Origin of the sequence: Streptomyces marokkonensis (assembly GCF_039539045.1) — a bacterium.
Classification (GTDB): Bacteria; Actinomycetota; Actinomycetes; order Streptomycetales; family Streptomycetaceae; genus Streptomyces; species Streptomyces marokkonensis.
Genome location: NZ_BAABCQ010000001.1, coordinates 144879 through 163323, shown reverse-complemented (window position 1 = coordinate 163323; position 18445 = coordinate 144879). Strand labels below are relative to the sequence as shown.

The window sequence follows — 18445 nt, the reverse complement described above, 5'->3', positions numbered from 1 at the left end:
CATTATCTGGCATTAAGGGTTGCCTTGCCCGGTGCCCGGCGGGACCCGGAGCGCGGGCGGCGGTGCGCGGTATCAGAAGGCGTAGCGGACACGCAGCCAGGGTGCGTGGGCGGTGACGAGCGCACGGAGCCGCTCGACCGCCGCGGCCTTGGCGCCGTCGCGGTAGCGCATGTTCAACGCCCCGTTCTCCGAGCGCTTGGCCTGCTGGAGCTCCGGCCGCCACAGGACCTCCTCGGCGCGCGGGTGCCAGCCCAGGTTCACCTCGTGCAGGTCGCGGTTGTGCGTCAGCATGATCACCTCGGCGGCGGCCTGCCGCTTGACCCGGTCCGGCAGGACGTCGTCGAGGTGCCGCAGCAACTCCGCCCAGGCCTCCTCCCAGCCCGGTCGCACCACCACGGGAGAGAGGTTGAAGTGGACCTCGTAACCGGCGTCCAGGAAGTCGCCGGCCGCCGCGATGCGCTCGGCGACCGGGGAGGTGCGTACGTCCAGCAGCCGGGAGTCGTCCGGCGGCATCACGGAGAAGCGGATCCGGGTCCGGCCGCGCGGGTCGAGGGCGAGCAGGTCGGGGTTGACGAACTTGGTGGCGAAGGAGGCCTTGGCCGTCGGCCACTGGCGAAAGGCGTGCACCAGGTCCGCGGTGTTGTCGCAGATCAGGGCGTCCACCGAGCAGTCGCCGTTCTCGCCGACGTCGTAGACCCAGGCCTCGGGGTCGCACTGGTTGGGTTCGGGCTTCTGCCCCTGCCGGGCGATGTGCCGGCCGAGGTGGGCGATGATCCGGTCCATGTTGGTGAAGACGGTGACCGGGTTGGCGTATCCCTTGCGGCGCGGCACGTAGCAGTAGGCGCAGGCCATGGCGCAGCCGTTGGAGGCACCCGGGGCGATCCAGTCCGCGGACCGGCCGTTGGGGCGGGTGGTCAGCGTCTTCCGCTCACCGAGGACGAGCGTCTCGCCCTTGACGCGCACCCAGCGCTCTACGTTGCCCTCGTTGCCGTGCAGGCCGGGGATGCGCCAGTGGGAGTCCACCTCGACCACACGGGCCTCGGGGAACCGGGCGATCACCTGCCGGCCGCGCTCGGAGACGGCCGCCGCCGGCTCGGCGTGGATCTCCCGCACCGGCAGCAGACGGCGGGCGGCGGCGGAGTCCCGGAAGAGCGGGCCGGCGGCCGGCCGTGGGGAGGGCGGCCCGGGCGCCAGGGCGTCCAGGCCGAAGAGGGTGCCGTCGCCGTCGTCCGGTGCGGTGGACGGGTCGTGCATGCGGGCTCCGGTACGAGAGTGGAGGGGGTGGACCGGCCCGCGGCCTGGACGCGCCGCGGACGGTCCCGTCCCCCCACTGTACGAAGCGCCCGGTGCCTTCGGCCGTGTCACGCACCCCGTCGGGGGCATACGCGTGACACGGCACCGGCCCGGTGCCCCCGATCCGAAGGGATGTACACCGTGCTCGCCATCATCGCGGCGGTCCTGTTCCTCATCGCCTGGCTGATCAACGCGGCGGAGATCTCGACCAACGACATCTTCACCTCGACGAACGTCATGCTCGTCGGCCTCGCCCTGCTGGCCCTGCACGTAGCCGGCATCGGCGGCGGCCGGGCGACGCGCGGACGCCGCCGCTGAGTCAGGAAGGTCACCCGGTACTCGGGCGCAGGGTGCGGGGCGGGCGGTAGGCCCACTCCCGGTCGGCGTCGGTGATCTCGCGGACGATCCGCGCCGGGGTCCCGGCGACGACCACCAGGGGCGGCACGTGCGCCGTCACCACACTGCCCGCGCCGACCACCGAGCCCCGGCCGACGGTGACCCCCGGCATGATCAGCGCGCCGGCCCCGATCCACACGTCGTCCTCGACGCACACCGGCGCCGAGAACTGCGTACCGTCCCCGCGCAGCTCCGGGTGGACGGGGTGCCCGGTGGTGCTGATGGTCACGTGGGGAGCGAACATCACCCGGTCCCCGACGAAGACCTCGACGTCGTCGACGAGGGTGAGGCCGAAGTTGGCGTACACGTCGTCGCCCAGGTGCACACGGTTGCCGTAGGCCACGTGCAGCGGCGGTTCGATCCACACCCCCGTGCCCAGGGAGGCGAGCATCTCCTTCAGGATCGTCCGGCGGCCCTCCTCGTCCCGGGCTCCGGTCCGGTTGTAGGCGTCGGCCAGGTCCTTGCCCCGAAGCCGCTCCTCCGCCAGGCCCTCCAGGCCCGGCGCGCCGTCCGAGTAGAGCTCCCGCGCCGCCATCCTGCGGCGGACCTCGGTCTCGCGCGGGTCGGTCGTCATGTGGCCTCCTTCAGCCAACGCGTGCGGGGGGACCTGCCTGCCCGCACCGCCCGGGGGCCGGTGCGGGCAGGCAGGTCCGTGGATGCCGGTGCGGGCGTTCGTCAGCCGGTGCTCGTGGCGGACACGTCCGTCACCGACCAGCGCTGATTGGCACCGGAGTTGGGCGGCCATGTCGTGACGGCCGCGCCCTCGTGCGTCGCCTGGCCGCCGACCTCGAGCAGGCGCCCGGTGGCCGCGTTGACCAGGGTCCAGGTGCCGTCACCGGTGGTCGACATGATCCACTCGGCGGCCTTGTCGCGCCTGCCGGTGTCGGGCTCGGCCACCGGGACGCCGTCGCGCACGGCGAGCCGCGTCCCGCCGGCGGGATCGGTGAAGACATAGCGGTCGCGTACACCGCTGTCGTGACGCACCGCGCCGAGCCGCCACTGCTGGGCGCTCGTGCCGGCCTCGCCGCCGAGGACCAGGTCCGTGCCGTCCGCCGCGACGGTGACGGCCTTGCCGCTCTGTACGCCGGTCAGTGTGTAGGTGTGGTCCTTGCGCAGCGGGGCGGCGTCCTTCGCGACGCCGAAGACGCCCTTGATCTCGAAGGAGGTCACGGACTCGGCGGGCACGGTGAAGGTGGCCCTGCGGTCGCTCACCCGGATCGGGGACCGCTTCTCGAGCTTGCCCTCCGCGCTGGTCACGACCGGGGTGACGGTGGCGCCCCGGCGTACGTCGCGGAACTTCGACAGGTCGACGGTGACCGTGCGGGGTGCCGTGGCGCGGTTGACGTGGACGAGGGAGGCGCCCTTGCCGTCGCGGGTGACGGCGGCGACGCTGGAGGTGTCGTCCGTCCCGATCAGCCGGTCGCCGGGCTGGATGAAGTGGGTGAAGTTGCGGGCGGTGTCGAACTTGGTGTTGGTCCGGATCGGGCACGTCTCGAGGGTGTCCTCGGCGGTGCAGTCGAACGGGAGCTGGATGCTTCCCCAGTTGCCTCCCTCGGCGGACTCGCCCCCGGGCTTCATGTTCTCGTAGTCCTCGACGGGCTGCCAGAACACCCAGGCCCGGGGCTCAAGTTTACGCAGGTCGTCGACGATCTGCTGGGCGAGGCCGAGGCCGGGCCGCATGTCCTCGAAGTCCTGCCCGTCGCCCCAGTCGCCGCCGACCTCGCTCATCCACAGCGGTTTGTCCGCGGCCTTGGACAGGTCCCGCACGGTGGTGCGCTGCCCGGTGCCGTAGGTGTGGACGTTCATCTGGTCGACGAGATCGCGGTCGGCCCGGGAGTAGGCGTTCCAGTTCGTCGCGAAGGTACCGGGGTTGGTCTCGTCCATCGCCGAGATGTCCGCCTCGACCTTCGCCTTCCTCAGCGCGGGGGCCAGAGCCCGCAGGACCTCGCGCTGGAGCTCGGGACCCATGTGAGCCCCTTCCTGCCGGCCGCCGACGGGCTCGCCGTCCGCGCCGAGTCGTGTCCCCCAGTAGGGGGTGTTGGGCTCGTTGAACGGGTCGACGGTGTCGACCTCGATGCCCTCCGCCCTCTCCAGCCGCTTCGTCGCACCGGCCACGTAGGCGGCGAAGTCATCGACCGACTCGGGCTTGAGCTGGTCGGCGGAGGAGTCGAAGCCGCCGGAGACGTAGCCGCTGACGGTCATGAACCAGGGCGGGGAGTTGCTGAACGTCTCCCAGTGGTCGATGTCGTCCTTGATGCGCTCGACCCACCAGCGCTGGGTGGCGTCGGGGTCCTCGTTCCAGTCGGCCGGGTCGTCGGCGCTCCACCAGTCGGTGTCCTCGCGGGTGGTGCCCGCGGGGGCCTGCCACCAGCCCTCGACCGCGCCACCGGCGCGCAGATAGTCCTCGACGTCCGGTGCGTTGCCGCCGCCGATGTTGTAGCGCGCGATGTTCAGCCCCAGGCCGTCGTCGCCGAAGAGGAGCCGGGCCAGCTTCTCGCGGATCTCGGGCGGGTAGTCGCCGGTGGCGTTGGCGAACCAGACCAGACTGGTGCCCCAGCCCTCGAACTTCTCCTGCTGGTACGACGGGTCCGGCCGCACGGTGACGGAGGCGGCGGCCGCCGTGACCGGTTCGGCCTGGGCGGGGACGCTGATCAGGGCGGCCCCGGTGGCCAGGGCGGTCAGGGCGGCGCCTGTGAGGAGGCGTCTGCTGCGGGTACGGCGTGCCAACGTGTGCTCCCAACTGAGAGGTGTGGTCGCTGCGGTGGCCCCTTCGCCCCGCTCCGGGCGGAAGGGGTGGGCCCGGAGCGTGAGGGACGCTCCGGGGAGTCGTGAGTCTGCTGCCGGGGTCGCTCAGTCGGTGGACGTGCGCAGGACGGTGACGCCCCGGGGCGCGAGGAGGACCGCGCCGTCCGCGTCGGTGCCGCCCACCAGAACCTCTCCGGTGACGCCCGGGACGGTCACCGCCCGGTCGGTCCGGTTGACCAGGAACAGGAACCGGCCGCCGGGTCCGCGGCGCACGGTGGTCTCGACCGATCCCCGTACCTCGGCGGGCAGTTCGCTCATCACGCCGGCCGGCTCCAGCAGCCGCGGCAGCAGCGAGGCGAGTCCGTCCGCGCCGAGCCGGGTGGAGACGTAGGTGGCCGAACCGCCGCCCGTCGGACGCCGGGTGACGGCCGGGCGGCCCGCGTACGCGCCGGTGCGGTAGTGGGCCAGGACCTCTGTCGAAGGCGCGGTGACGGTGATGTGGTCGGTCCACAGGCCGCCGGTGCTCGCGTCGTCCAGTTCCACCTCCTGCCCGGCGGGCAGGGGGCCGAACTCCTCGACGCGGATGCCGAGCAGGTCCCGCAGGGCGCCCGGGTAGCCGCCGAGCCAGACGTGGTCGTTCTCGTCGACGACGCCGGAGAAGTACGTGGTGACCAGGTGCCCGCCCTGCTCGGCGTACCGGGTGAGGTCCTTGGCGAGCCCGGCCGGAACCAGGTGCAGCACGGGGGCGATCAGCATCCGGTGCCGGCTCAGGTCGGCCCCGGTGGTGACGACGTCGGCGCGGACGCCGAGGGAGAGCAGCGCCGAGTACCAGTCGAGCGCCTCCCGGTGGTAGTCGAGCAGCGAGGTCGGGTGCGAGTCCTGCTCGCTCGCCCACCACGACTCCCAGTCGAAGAGGATGCCGACCCCGGCGGGCTCCCGCTCGCTCCCAGCCACAGGTGCCAGTGTCTTCAGGGTGTCGCCGAGCGCGGTGACCGCGCGGAACAGGTCGCTGTCGGCACCGGCGTGCGGGACCATCGCCGAGTGGTACTTCTCGGCGCCGGCCGCCGACTGGCGCCACTGGAAGAAGCAGACCGCGTCGGCGCCGTGCGCCACGTGCGTCAGCGAGTCCCGGGCCAGCTCGCCCGGCCGCTTGGCCAGGTTCACCGGTTGCCAGTTCACGGCACTCGTGGAGTGCTCCATCAGGAACCAGGGGCGGCCGCCGGCGATGCCGCTGGTGAGGTTCGCCGAGAACGACAGCTCGTCACGGGCCTGGGGGCCCGGCACGACGTAGTGGTCGTTGGCGACGAAGTCCACCTCGTCCGCCCAGTCCGCGTAGTTCATGCCCTTGGTGCCGGGCATCACCATGAAGTTGGTGGTGACGGGAACGTCGGGCGTGACCTCGCGCAGGACCGCCCGCTCCGCGCGCAGGTAGTCCTTGAGCGAGTCCGACGAGAACCGCTTGAAGTCCAGCTGCTGGGTCGGGTTCGGGTGCGAGGCGGCCAGCCGCGGCGGCAGGATCTGCTCCCAGTCGCCGTAGCGCTGCGACCAGAACGCCGTTCCCCAGGCGTGGTTGAGGGTGTCCAGCGTGGTGTACCGGGCGCGCAGCCAGTCGCGGAAGGCGCGGGCCGCGTCGTCGGAGTAGTCGTAGACGTTGTGGCAGCCCAGCTCGTTGTTGACGTGCCAGGCGAACAGGGCCGGGTGGTCGGCGTAGCGGGTCGCCATCTCCCGGACCAGGCGCAGGGCATGCTCGCGGAAGACGGGCGAGGTCGGGCGCCAGTGCTGGCGCGCGCCCGGCGACAGGGTCTCGCCCCGGTCGGTGACCGGGAGGATCTCCGGGTGCGCGGTGGTCAGCCAGGGCGGCGGGGAGGCGGTGGCGGTGGCCAGGTCGACGCCGACGCCGTTCTCGTACAGCAGGTCCATGACCTCGTCGAGCCAGGCGAAGTCCCAGGCGTCCGGGCCCGGCTGGAGGTGCGCCCACGAGAAGATGGCCAGCGACACGACGTTGACGCCGGCCGCGCGCATCAGACGCACGTCCTCCTCCCACACCTTTCGCGACCACTGCTCGGGGTTGTAGTCGGCGCCGAAGAGGAGGCGGGGGACGGGCGCACCGTCCGGCCCGCGCTGCGGGCGGGACAGGAGGGTGGAGATCATGACGGTCCTTCCGGTGTGGTGCGTGCGGTGCGGGAGCGGCGGTGGGTGAGTCGCGCCGCCGCCCCGCGGGCCGCCGCATCGTGTGCTGCCGGCACTGCTGCTCGGCTGCTGGTCGTCGTCTGCCGTTTCTCGACTGCTGTCTCTCGACCGCTACTTCTCGACGGTGAAGCCCTGCTCGGTGCCGTACTCGACGGACGCCTCCTGCCAGGACTTCAGGCCCTCGGCCAGCGTGGTGCCGGAGACGTAGGCCTTGCCGACGGTGTCGTTGAAGACCGAGTTCGCGTACACCTGGTAGGGCAGGTACGACCAGTCGTCGGCGACGTTCGCGGCGGACTCGGCGAAGATCTTGTTGGCCTTCTGGCCGCCGAAGTAGGGGAACGCGGTGTCCTGGAACTTCGCGGACCGCAGATCCGCGGTGGTCGCCGGGAAGGCGCCGCTGTCCAGGCGGGTCCGCACGCCGTCGCCCGCGTTCGCGTACTCGACGAAGGCGTACGCCAGTGCCTCGTTCTTGCCGAGCTCCGGCAGCGCGAGCGCGCTGCCGCCGTTCTCCGCACTGGCCTTGCCGCCCGCGGTCCACTGCGGGAGCGGGGCGACGCGCCAGTCACCGGCCGCCTCCTTCACGCCGGAGGCGAGGTTGGCGGGCATCCAGGCGCCGGTGGCGAGGGTCGCGATGGTGCCGTCGCCGAGGCCCTTGTACCACTCGTCGGTCCAGTTGGTGGCCGGGGCGAGCAGCTTCTCGTCGATGAGCTTCTGCCAGGTGTCGGTGAACGTCCTGGCACCCTGGTCGGAGAAGTCGACCTTCACTTCAGTGCCGTTCACCGTGTAGGGGCGCGAGCCGGCCTGCCAGAGCATGCTGGTGGCGAACCCGGCGTCGCCGGTGTCGGCGGTGATGTGCGCCTTCGGGTCGGCCTTGCGAAGGTCGCGGGCGGCGTCCAGGTACTCGGCCCAGGTGGTGGGCACCTCGATGTCGTACTTGTCGAAGACCTTCTTGTTGTAGAACAGCGCCATCGGGCCGGAGTCCATCGGCAGCGCGTAGACGCCGTCCGAGCCGGCCTTCACGCCGTTCCACGGGCCGGGGGAGAACGTGCCGGAGAGCTTGTCGGCACCGAAGGCCTTGAGGTCGGTGAGCTGCTCGGTCAGCGCGTACTGGACCATCGCGTAGTACTCGATCTGGGCGACGTCCGGGACGCCCTTCTTCGCCGATATGGCGTTCTGCAGCGCCGTGTACTGGTCGTTGTTGGTGCCCGCGTTGACGAGGTCGACCTTGACGCCGGGATGCTTCTTCTCGAAGTCGGTGGCCACCTGCTTCAGCGTGGGCTCCCACGCCCAGACCGTGAGGGTGCCGCCCTCCTTGAGGGCCGCCTGGATGTCCGCCTCGGAGACCGCCTTCTGGCTCGATCCCCCGCCGTCGGAGTCGCCGCAGGCGGTCGCCCCCAGGGCGAGGGCGCAGACGAGGGCTGTGCCGCGCAGTAGGCGGCGCGAGTGCTTGGGCATGGGATCGCTTCCACTTCTTCGTGGCCGGAACCGGCACCGTCGAGGGTTGGAGGGGAGTCGGGGGAGCGGGAGGGCCGCTCGGAGCCGAGCGGCGCTACTCCTTGACGCTTCCGGCGGCGAGTCCGGACTGCCAGTACTTCTGGAGCAGCAGGAACGCGGCGATCAGCGGCAGGATGGTGATGAGCGACCCGGTGACGACCAGGTTGAAGACGGCCTCGCCGCCGGCGGTGGCGGCCTGGGCGTTCCAGCTGTTCAGGCCGAGGGTCAGCGGGTACCAGTCGGGGTCCTTGAGCATGACCAGCGGCAGGAAGAAGTTGTTCCAGGTCGCGACCATGGTGAAGAGCAGAACGGTGACGATGCCGGGTGCCAGCAGCGGCAGGGCGACCTGGAAGAAGGTGCGCACCTCGCCCGCCCCGTCGATGCGGGCGGCCTCCATCAGCTCGGTCGGGATGGCGTCGGTGGCGAACACCCACATCAGGTACAGGCCGAACGGCGAGATCAGGGAGGGGATGATCACCGCCCAGGGGGTGTTGGTGAGCCCCATCTCGCTGAACATCAGGAAGGTGGGCACCGCCAGCGCCGTACCCGGCACGGCCACCGCGCCGATGACGACGGCGAAGACGGCACGCCGGCCGGGGAAGTCGAACTTGGCGAGCGCGTAGCCGCCGAGGACGGCCAGGAAGGTGGCACCGCCCGCGCCCAGACCCACGTACAGCAGCGTGTTCAGCAGCCAGCGGGTGAAGACGCCGTCGTCGTAGGTGAACGTCCGGCTGACGTTGTCCCACAGTGCGAAGTCGCCGTCGAACCACAGGCCGAAGGAACGGGACAGCCCCTCCTGCGTCTTGGTGGCGCTGATGGCCAGCCAGACCAGCGGCACCAGGCTGTACAGCAGTACCAGCCCGGTGAGGACGGTCAGCAGCACGCTGCGCCGGGGTTTGCCGGGGGAGTGCCGGCGCCGGGACGTACGCAGCCGGGGCACCGGCCCCGTGGCGCCGGCCGGGGCGGTCGCGGAACGGTCGGAGGCGGTGACGACAGGGCTGGTCATCGCTGCTCACACTCCCTTGCGCATGCCGCGCAGCTGGACGACGTAGGCGATGACCATGGTGATCAGCCCCATGACGATGGCGACCGTCGCGGAGTAGTTGTGCTGCTGGCCGTTGAAGGACAGCGAGTACGTGTAGTAGTTGGGCGTGTAGTCGCTCGTGATGGCGTTGGGTGCCAGCGGCTGCAGGATGCTCGGCTCGTTGAAGAGCTGGAAACTGCCGATGATCGAGAAGATCGTCGCGATCACCAGGGCACCGCGGATGGCGGGGAGCTTGATGGCGGTGATCACGCGGATCTGGCCCGCGCCGTCGATTTGGGCCGCCTCGTACAGCGAGTTCGGTATGACGCGCAGCGCCGAGTAGAAGATCAGCATGTTGTAGCCGACGAACTCCCAGGTCACGATGTTGCCGATGGAGGCCAGCACCAGGTCGGGGGAGAGCGGGTCGGGCAGGGACACGCCCAGAGCGCTGTTGATGTCGCCGAGCAGGCCGAACCGGGTGCCGTACATGAAGCCCCACATCAGGGTGGCCACCACGGCGGGCACGGCGTACGGCAGGAAGATCGAGATGCGGAAGAAGTCCCGGCCGTAGAGGCGTCCGCTGTCCAGCGCCAGCGCCACCAGCAGCGCGATGCCGAGCATGATCGGCACCTGCACGGCGAGGAAGAGCGAGACCCGGCCGAGCGAGGCCCAGAACTGTTCGTCCCCGAGTGCCTGGCTGTAGTTGTCCAGGCCGACGAAGGTGGTCCCGCCGATGAGCTGGTCGCGGAAGAGGCTGAGATGGACCGAGTACGCGATCGGTGCGAGGAACACCAGGGCGAAGACGGCCACGAAGGGACCGAGGAAGCCCCACCCCGTCCAGGAGCGGCGCTCCCGCCTCGCCGGCGGTGGGGCCGGCCGCGGTTGGGCGGCGGCGGCCGGCGGTTGCAGCGTCGTCATGTCGCTCCTCGCTCGTCCACGTCCTGGGGTCTCACCCATGTTTGCGTAAACATCGAGTACCGCGGAAGTGGGATTCCGCTGACCGGAGGGCTGCTATGTTTACGTAAACATTTGATGGCGGCATGTCTACACTGCCCCGAGGACGACGGTCAAGGGTCCTTCGGCGGGGCTCGGACAGTTGCGGAGAGGTGGCGAACGGCAGTGGACACCGCTGAGGAAGTCGCGGACGCGCGGGGCGCGGGGGCGCGGCGCCGCCGCGGCGGCCGGGTGCCGACGGCGTCCATGGCGGACGTGGCCCGGCTCGCGGGGGTCTCCTCGCAGACCGTCTCCCGCGTCTCCAACGGCTACGCCGGCGTGACCGAGGAGACCCGGCACCAGGTACTGGCGGCCATGAAGGAGCTGGGCTACCGGCCGAACAGCGCGGCCCGGGCGCTGAAGCGCGGCGAGTTCCGCACCATCGGCGTCATCACCTTCTCGCTGGCCACCACGGGCAACGTGCGCACTCTGGAGGCCATCGCCACCTCCGCGGCGAGCGAGGGGTACGCGGTGACGCTGCTGCCGGTCGCCGTCCCCACCCAGGACGAGGTGCGGGGCGCCTTCTCCCGGCTGGAGGAGCTCGCCGTCGACGCGGTGATCGTCATCATGGAGGTCCACCTGCTGGACGCGGCGTCCCTCAGACTGCCGCCCCACGTACAGGTGGTCGTGGTCGACTCCGACGCCGGCGACCACTACACGGTCGTCGACACCGACCAGGCCGGCGGCACCCGCGCGGCCGTCCGTCATCTGCTGGACCTCGGGCACGACACGGTGTGGCACCTCGGCGGGCCCGAGGGCTCCTTCGCCGCCCAGCGCCGCACCGACGCCTGGCGGCGCACGCTGGCCGAGGCGGGCCGCACCCCGCCGCCCCTCAGCCGGGGTGACTGGTCGGCGGAGTCCGGCTACCGGGCCGGCCTGGAACTCGCCGCCCGTAAGGAGTGCACGGCCGTCTTCGCGGCCAACGACCAGATGGCCCTGGGCCTGATGCGCGCCCTGCACGAACGCGGCCGGCGCGTACCCGACGAGGTCAGTGTCATCGGCTTCGACGACATCCCCGAGGCAGGCTCCTTCCTGCCCCCGCTGACCACCGTGCACCAGGACTTCGCCGAGGTCGGGCGGCTCTGCGTGGAGGCCGTGCTGCGCAAGATGCGCCAGGACGGCCCGGAACGCGGCACGACGCTCGTACCGACCCGGTTGGTGACCCGGTCGAGTACGGCGGTGCCACCGGAGTAGGGGGCGGGGGCGGGGGCGGGCCGGAGCCGCGGCTCCGGGCCCCAGCCGTGGCCACGGACGGCGGGGGGCGTCCGTCCCGCCGTCCACCCACCCACCTTCACTCTGCGTGACGGCACGGTGACGGCCTGGTCGATTCCCGGCCGGACGGATGAGTACCGCCCGGTTTACGGCCTGCCCGGGAAGGCAACTCCACAAGCCGACAGTCGTCCGTCCCCCACGCCCAGGAGAGCCCCATGACCGAAGTCGCCGACTATGTGCTCAAGCGCCTGTCCGAGTGGGGCGTCCAGCGGGTGTACGGCTATCCGGGTGACGGCATCAACGGCCTGCTCGGCGCCTTCGACCGGGCCGACGGCGACCCGGAGTTCATCCAGGCCCGGCACGAGGAGATGGCCGCGTTCATGGCCTGCGCCCACGCCAAGTTCACCGGCGAGGTGGGCTGCTGCGTCGCCACGTCGGGCCCGGGCGCCGTGCACCTGCTCAACGGCCTGTACGACGCCAAGCTCGACCACCAGCCGGTGGTGGCGGTGGTGGGCCAGCAGAAGCGTCTGTCGCTGGGCACCCACTACCAGCAGGAGATCGCCCTCGACCAGCTCTTCGCGGACGTGTCCGAGTACTGCCAGATGGTCGTGCACCCGGGCCAGGCCCGGCACGTGATCGACCGGGCGTTCAAGACCGCGCTGACCACCCGGGGCGTCGCCACGATCATCATCCCCAACGACGTGCAGGAGGAGGAGGCCCAGCCCTCCCCGCCCAGGGAGCACGGCTCGGTCTTCTCGAGCGTGGGCTGGAGCCGGCCCCGGGTGCTGCCCGACCTGGACGAGCTCCGCAAGGCCGCCGACGTTCTCAACGCGGGCGACAAGGTCGCCATGCTGGTGGGGCAGGGCGCGGCGAAGGCGGAGGCCGAGGTGCGGGAGGTGGCCGAACTGCTCGGCGCCGGCGTCGCCAAGGCCCTGCTCGGCCGCGAGGTCCTGCCCGACGACCTGCCGTACGTCACCGGGCCCATCGGCCTGCTCGGCAGCAAGGCCAGCGACAACATGATCCAGGGCTGCGACACCCTGCTGATGGTCGGCAGCAGTTTCCCGTACTCGGAGTGGCTGCCGGAGGAGGGACAGGCCCGGGGTGTCGAGATCGACATCGACGGCCGCATGATCGGCATCCGCTATCCCATGGACGCCCACCTCGTCGGCGACTCCAGGGAGACCCTGCGCGCCCTGATCCCGATGCTCCAGCGCAAGAAGGACCGCGGCTGGCGGGAGAAGATCGAGAAGGATGTCCGGGAGTGGCACGACCTGTGCGACCGCTGGGCGGGCCAGCACTTCGACAAGACGATCAACCCGCAGGCCGTCGCCGCCGAGTTGTCGCCCCGGCTGCCGGACGGCGCCATCCTGACGGCCGACTCGGGCTCGGGCACCAACTGGTGGGCCCGGCACCTCAAGCTGCGCGAGGGCATGCGGGCCTCGCTGTCCGGCACGCTGGCCACGATGGGCCCCGGAACGCCGTACGCCATCGCGGCGCGGTTCGCGTATCCCGACCGGCCGGTCATCGCCTTCGTCGGGGACGGCGCCTTCCAGATGAACGGCATGAACGAGATGATCACCGTCAAGCGGTACCTGGACCGACTGACCGGGACGGCCCCCCTCATCTTCTGCGTGTTCAACAACCAGGACCTCAACCAGGTCACCTGGGAGCAGCGCGCCATGGCCGGCGACCCCAAGTACCCCGGTTCCCAGGACATCCCCGACGTCCCCTACGCCGCCTACGCCGAGCTCCTAGGCCTCAAGGGCATCGTCTGCGACGACCCCAGGAAGGTCGGTTCCGCCTGGGACGAGGCGCTCGCCGCCGACCGGCCGGTGGTCCTGGAGTTCAAGGTGGACGCGGAGATCGCGCCGATCCCGCCGCACATCATGAAGGAGCAGGGCAAGAAGGCGGTCAAGGCCGCGCTGCACGACCCGGAGCTCACCGGGATCGCCACCAAGGGCGTACGCCAGAAGCTCACCGAGTACGCCGAGCACCTCCCCGGACGGGGCAAGAAGTGAGCGGTGGACGAGGGGCCCGGCGAGGCGGGCGGCACCGCCGGGCGGACAGTACCGAAGTCGTGGTCGTCACCGGGGCGACCGGCGGAGTCGGCCGGGCCGTCGCCCGGGCCTTCGGCGCCCGCGGGAGTTCCGTGGCCCTGCTCGCGCGCGGCGAGTACGCCCTGGAGCGGGCGGCCGAGGAGGTCCGGGAGGCCGGCGGACGCGCGCTGCCCCTGATGGTGGACGTCTCCGATCCGGAGGCAGTCGACGCGGCGGCCGCTCGGACCGAGGCGGAGCTCGGCCCGATCGACGTCTGGGTGAACGCGGCGTTCGCGACCGTCTTCGCCCCGGTGGCGGAGATCAGCCCCAAGGAGCTGAGACGGGCCACCGAGGTGACCTACTTCGGCTTCGTCCACGGCACCCAGGCCGCCCTGCGGCACATGACGCCGCGCGATCGCGGCACCATCGTCCAGGTGGGGTCGGCCCTGGCCCGGCGCAGCGTCCCGCTCCAGGCGGTGTACTGCGGGGCCAAGCACGCCATCCAGGGTTTCACCGAGTCCCTGCGCTGCGAGCTGCTGCACGACCGCAGCGGTGTGCGGGTGACCATGGTCCAGATGCCCGGTCTCAACACGCCCCAGTTCAGCTGGGTCCTCACCCGGCTGCCCAGGCATCCGCGCCCGGTGGCCCCCGTCTACCAGCCCGAGGTCGCCGCCGAGGCGGTCCTGTACGCCGCCGACCATCCCGGGCGGGGTGAGTACTGGGTCGGTGGATCCACCGTCGCCACCCTGTTCGGCCAGAAGCTCGCCCCGGGCCTGCTGGACCGCTATCTGGCCCGGACCGGCTACGACGGGCAGCAGACGGACGAGCCCGTCGACCCGTCCCGCCCGGTCAACCTCTGGGAGCCCCCGGACGACGCCGCACCGGCCGACTACGGCGCGCACGGCGTCTTCGACGACGAGTCCCACTCGCGCAGCCTGCAGTTCTGGCTCTCCCGCCACCGCCGCCCGCTCGCGCTGGCCGCCGCCGTGACCACGACGGCCGCCGCGGCGCTGGCCGACGGCGCGCGCCGCCGCTCCCGGTGCGGTGGGGCCGGGGCGCCTGCGCGGCGGGCCGTGTACCCCGGTAGGAGGCCGTGGAGGTAGTCCCCGCAACGGACGGGCGCCGCCCCGCGGCGGCGGCCGGCCCCGCGGTGATCGTCACAGGACCGGATCGTGCCCCGCACCGCACGCGCGGGTGTGACGGCGTCGTACGGGTCATTCCCGGTCGATGGCGTGTGTCCACCAGTGGTGCTCGCAGAACCAGTGGCCGACCATCGCGCCGCCGAAGACCACGAACCCGACCCCGATCAGCCAGGACTCCACCACCAGTACGATGCCGACCGTGCCGTAGCTGATCGCGTTGTCGAGGATGAGGGGCGTGAAGACGAGGAACGAGAAGCCGCGCAGGCCGATCAGGCCCACCATGGTCGCGATCGCTCCCGGCAGCAGGTCCCGCCAGCGGACCTGACTGCCCAGCAGGAAATGCTGACCCCACCAGAAGAACAGCACGCCCGTCGCCGTGGACAGTACGATCCGCACCGACCCGTGGACAGCGGTCCGCGTCTGTACCTCCTGGTAGAGGTACGCGGTCAGCGCGATCACCCAGGTCATCTGGCGCCAGACGCGGTGCCACGGGCCGGAGGGCAGCTCCCAGATCCGCTCGTAGCCGTTCTGCACGCTCGCCGCGAAGGACACGCCGAACACGGCGAGCGCGATACCGCCCCACACACTCGTGGTGCCGACGATCTTGGTCGGCGGAGTGATGATGCCGGTGAGTACCCGGGCCGACCGGCCTGACAGCCCCATGCCGTCGGCCAGCCAGGATCCGAAACCACCGCGTCCCAGCGGGTCGAAGGCGGCCACCACGATCAGCAGCGGGGCCAGCGTCACCAGGGCGAGCGTGGCGAACCCCATGGCCCGGTGCATCAGCTCCAGGTCCCGGCCGCGCCGGACGAGGGAGGACGCGGCCAACCGGTCCCACACACGGTGGAACGGCTGCCGGAAGCGGTTCACGGGGTGCTCCTCGGGCGGTCCCTTCGATGGCTCGCGGATGCGGAACTGTGTGACCCGCCGACGGGCCGGACAAACGTGGCGCCACCCGGACGCCCGCCGCGTTGACTCGGACGGCCGCCGCGCCCCCGGGACGCCCGCCGTGCCCGACTCGGACGCCGTCACGCCCGCCGTGCCCGGGCCGGAAGGCCTCCGCATGGGCCGGGCGATGCGGGGAACCGGCTCCGGGAAGGCGAGCCGAGAGGGTGAGCACCATGCGCGCACTGACCGTCCGTCCCGGCCGGCCGGGCTCGCTCGGGGTGGAGGAGGTCGCGGACCCCGAGCCGGCTGCCGGTGAACTCCTGGTCCGCGGGGTGGCGCTGGGCGTGTGCGGCACGGACCGGGAGATCGCCTCGGGCGAGTACGGCAGGGCGGTGCCGGGCCACGACCGGCTCGTCCTCGGCCACGAGTCCCTCGGACGCGTCGCGGAGGCACCGCCCGGCAGCGGATTCGCCGTCGGCGACCTGGTGGCCGGCGTGGTGCGGCGCCCCGATCCCGAACCCTGCGGAGCCTGCGCGCACGGAGAGTTCGACATGTGCCGCAACGGCCGTTACCGGGAACGCGGCATCAGGGAACTCGACGGGTACGGGGCCGAGCTGTGGCGCCTGGAGACCGGCTACGCCGTGCGGATCGACGCGGGGCTGAACCTCGCGGGCGTGCTCATGGAGCCGGCCAGTGTCGTGGCCAAGGCATGGGAGCAGATCGAGAGGGTGGGCGCCAGGGCCTGGTTCGAGCCCCGCAGCGTACTGGTGACCGGCGCCGGCCCCATCGGCCTCCTCGCCGCCCTGCTCGGCCGGCAGCGGGGCCTAGACGTGCACGTCCTGGACCTGGTCACGGACGGTCCCAAACCGGATCTCGTGCGGGCCCTCGGGGCGACCTACCACAGCGGCGCGGCCGACGACGTGTTCGCCGCCGTACGCCCGGACGTCGTGGTCGAGGCCACCGGGGCCGCCCGGCTGGTGTTCGACGCGATCCGTGGAACCGCGGCGTACGGCATCGTCTGCCTCACCGGTGTCTCGACCGCCGGGCGGAGCCTGACCGTCGACGCGGGCACGGTGAACCGCGACATCGTGCTGGAGAACGACGTCGTCGTGGGGTCCGTCAACGCCAACCTCCGCCACTTCCGCCAGGCCGCCGACGCCCTGGCACGAGCCGACCGGGACTGGCTCCACCGGCTCCTCACGCGCTGCGAACCGCTGGAACGGGCGACTAGGGCGTTCGAGCGCAGCGCCGACGACATCAAGACGGTGATCATGCTGGAGGGCGGCGCGCACTGACCGCTCACCGGACGACCCGAGGGAGTACGCGATGACGCCGGCCACCGGCTTCGACGAGAAGGCGCTGGACGAGCACGTGGTCGACGCCGTCGACGTGCACGCCTTCGAGGTCCCCACCGACGGCCCCGACGGCCGGGAACAGGACGGCACCCTGGAGTGGGAGTCCACGACCCTGGTGCTCGTGCGGGTGCACGCCGGCGGCAGGAGCGGCCTCGGCTACACCTACGGGGACGTCTCGGTGGCGTCCTTCGTGAGTTCCGTACTGGCACCGGTGATCGAGGGCGGGCCGGTCTCCTCGCCGCCCGCCTCGTGGGAGCGGATGGGGAAGCGGATGCGCAATGCCGGCCGCCCCGGTGCCGGCGCCATGGCGCTGTCCGCCGTCGACGTGGCGCTGTGGGACCTCAAGGCGAGGCTGCTGGGGCTTCCGCTGGTCCACCTCCTGCCGGCCCACCACGACCGGGTGCCGGTCTACGGCAGCGGCGGCTTCACCAACTACTCCCCGCACCGCCTCGCCGACCAGCTCACCGGGTGGGTGGAGCAGGGCATCCCCCGTGTGAAGCTGAAGACCTCACGGGCACCGCAGGACGACGCCCGGCGCCTGACCGCCGTGCGCCGGGCGATCGGGGACGGGCCGGAACTGTTCACCGACGCCAACGGGGCGCTCGGCCGCAAGGAGGCCCTGTACTGGGCGCACAGGTTCCACGACGAGTGGGACGTGCGCTGGTTCGAGGAGCCGGTCGGCTCGGCGGACCTGGAAGGACTGCGCATGCTCCGCGACCGGGGGCCGGCCCGCCTGGAGATCACCGCGGGGGAGTACGCCTTCACCGCCCAGGACTTCGTCAACCTCGTGGACGGGCCCGCCGTGGACTGCCTCCAGGCCGACGTCACCCGGTGCGGCGGCATCACCGGCGTGCTGGAGGTCGCCGGCCTGTCCGCGGCCCACCACCTCGACCTCTCCGCGCACTGCGCCCCGGCGGTCTCCGCCCATGCCTTCTGCGCCGTACGCCGGCTGCGGCACCTGGAGTACTTCCACGACCACGTGCGCGTCGAGCGACTGCTGTTCGACGGCGCCCCGGCACCCGACCAAGGCGCCCTGTGCCCCGACCCGGACCGGCCGGGACTCGGCCTGGAGGTCAGGTGGGCCGACGCGGAGCCCTACCGCGTCCACGGAACGCGCCCGTCCTGACCCGGCCGGGAACACCGGCCACCCACCTCGGCCGGGAACACCGGCCCCGGCCACCGGGCCGCGGGGGGCACCGGGCCGCGGGCCGTCGGGCCCGGGCCCGGGGACGGATCAGGGGTCCGTGCGCTGCTGGTCACGCATGCGCTCGTTGTGCCAGGCGATGGCGGCCCGTATCTGCGGCTCCTGGAGGCCCGTCCGGCAGCCGAGCTGCTCCATGGAGAGTGCCTGCGGGCACGCGGCGGTCAGGGTCCGGGTGAGCTTCGCCGCCCACAGCTCCTCCTCCACGAAGGGCCGGTGCGCGTAGCCCGCCTTGACCACGTCGAAGTGGTCGTCGCAGCAGGCGGTGATGAGCCGCAGCCCGTCGGCCCAGGGGTGGGTGGGATCCGCCGCGGAGGAGTCCGGCACGTAACCGCTGACGGACTCGTTCTCGGGGAAGACCTTGGCGCACAGGTCGCACAGCTCCACGGGGACCGGCTTCGTGGTCCGACGGCCCTTCCTGCTCTTGCGCTTCCACATGGCGACTCCCGGGGGTCGGCGTCCGGAATGCCGGAGTT

15 protein-coding genes are annotated in these 18445 nt (G+C 71.8%); 6 read left to right on the top strand and 9 right to left on the bottom strand.

What is annotated here, in order from left to right:
* Positions 1–72: 72 nt before the first annotated feature.
* Positions 73–1254 carry a spore photoproduct lyase family protein gene (locus tag ABEA26_RS00810; RefSeq protein WP_345588149.1) on the bottom strand — a complete coding sequence of 394 codons (1182 nt, stop codon included), beginning with the start codon at positions 1252–1254 and terminating at the stop codon, positions 73–75.
* Between the two features lie 171 nt (positions 1255–1425).
* Between ABEA26_RS00810 and ABEA26_RS00805 the strand changes: the two genes are divergently transcribed.
* The gene (locus ABEA26_RS00805; protein ID WP_345588148.1) at positions 1426–1611 is read left to right on the top strand and encodes a hypothetical protein; all 186 of its coding nucleotides are present in this window, start codon (positions 1426–1428) and stop codon (positions 1609–1611) included.
* 10 nt (positions 1612–1621) lie between these two features.
* Here ABEA26_RS00805 and ABEA26_RS00800 read toward each other — a convergent pair whose 3' ends face one another.
* The 6 genes from ABEA26_RS00800 to ABEA26_RS00775 all read right to left on the bottom strand — a co-directional run bounded on the left by ABEA26_RS00800 (position 1622) and on the right by ABEA26_RS00775 (position 10060).
* Complete coding sequence (locus tag ABEA26_RS00800) at positions 1622–2263, bottom strand: sugar O-acetyltransferase (RefSeq protein ID WP_345588146.1); 642 nt, start codon at positions 2261–2263, stop codon at positions 1622–1624.
* A 101-nt stretch (positions 2264–2364) separates the two neighbouring features.
* Positions 2365–4416, bottom strand: a complete 2052-nt coding sequence (locus ABEA26_RS00795; RefSeq protein ID WP_345588145.1) for an RICIN domain-containing protein — start codon at positions 4414–4416, stop codon at positions 2365–2367.
* Between the two features lie 123 nt (positions 4417–4539).
* Positions 4540–6585 carry a beta-galactosidase gene (locus tag ABEA26_RS00790; RefSeq protein ID WP_345588144.1) on the bottom strand — a complete coding sequence of 682 codons (2046 nt, stop codon included), beginning with the start codon at positions 6583–6585 and terminating at the stop codon, positions 4540–4542.
* Between the two features lie 150 nt (positions 6586–6735).
* On the bottom strand, positions 6736–8079 hold the full coding sequence (locus ABEA26_RS00785; protein WP_345588143.1) for an ABC transporter substrate-binding protein: 1344 nt from the start codon (positions 8077–8079) through the stop codon (positions 6736–6738).
* A gap of 94 nt (positions 8080–8173) precedes the next feature.
* Complete coding sequence (locus tag ABEA26_RS00780; protein WP_345588141.1) at positions 8174–9124, bottom strand: carbohydrate ABC transporter permease; 951 nt, start codon at positions 9122–9124, stop codon at positions 8174–8176.
* Between the two features lie 6 nt (positions 9125–9130).
* Positions 9131–10060 (bottom strand): carbohydrate ABC transporter permease, encoded by a 930-nt coding sequence (locus tag ABEA26_RS00775; protein ID WP_345588139.1) that lies wholly within the window; start codon positions 10058–10060, stop codon positions 9131–9133.
* Positions 10061–10342: 282 nt separating this feature from the next.
* On the opposite strand from ABEA26_RS00775, the gene ABEA26_RS00770 reads away from it, so the two are divergent.
* From ABEA26_RS00770 to ABEA26_RS00760, 3 genes are all read left to right on the top strand, one after another.
* Positions 10343–11329, top strand: coding sequence for a LacI family DNA-binding transcriptional regulator (locus tag ABEA26_RS00770; protein WP_345588165.1), 987 nt, complete (start codon positions 10343–10345; stop codon positions 11327–11329).
* 233 nt (positions 11330–11562) lie between these two features.
* Entirely contained in the window at positions 11563–13365 is a 1803-nt protein-coding gene (locus ABEA26_RS00765; protein ID WP_345588138.1) for a thiamine pyrophosphate-requiring protein, read from the top strand.
* Positions 13366–13424: 59 nt separating this feature from the next.
* Complete coding sequence (locus ABEA26_RS00760; RefSeq protein WP_345588137.1) at positions 13425–14486, top strand: SDR family oxidoreductase; 1062 nt, start codon at positions 13425–13427, stop codon at positions 14484–14486.
* 111 nt (positions 14487–14597) lie between these two features.
* Here ABEA26_RS00760 and ABEA26_RS00755 read toward each other — a convergent pair whose 3' ends face one another.
* Positions 14598–15395 carry a ribonuclease BN gene (locus ABEA26_RS00755; RefSeq protein ID WP_345588135.1) on the bottom strand — a complete coding sequence of 266 codons (798 nt, stop codon included), beginning with the start codon at positions 15393–15395 and terminating at the stop codon, positions 14598–14600.
* A 251-nt stretch (positions 15396–15646) separates the two neighbouring features.
* Between ABEA26_RS00755 and ABEA26_RS00750 the strand changes: the two genes are divergently transcribed.
* Positions 15647–16708: a glucose 1-dehydrogenase gene (locus tag ABEA26_RS00750; protein WP_345588133.1), complete on the top strand. Its 1062-nt coding sequence runs from the start codon at positions 15647–15649 to the stop codon at positions 16706–16708.
* A gap of 31 nt (positions 16709–16739) precedes the next feature.
* Entirely contained in the window at positions 16740–17894 is a 1155-nt protein-coding gene (locus ABEA26_RS00745; RefSeq protein WP_345588132.1) for an enolase C-terminal domain-like protein, read from the top strand.
* A 108-nt stretch (positions 17895–18002) separates the two neighbouring features.
* Here ABEA26_RS00745 and ABEA26_RS00740 read toward each other — a convergent pair whose 3' ends face one another.
* The gene (locus ABEA26_RS00740) at positions 18003–18407 is read right to left on the bottom strand and encodes a hypothetical protein (protein WP_345588131.1); all 405 of its coding nucleotides are present in this window, start codon (positions 18405–18407) and stop codon (positions 18003–18005) included.
* Positions 18408–18445 lie beyond the last annotated feature (38 nt).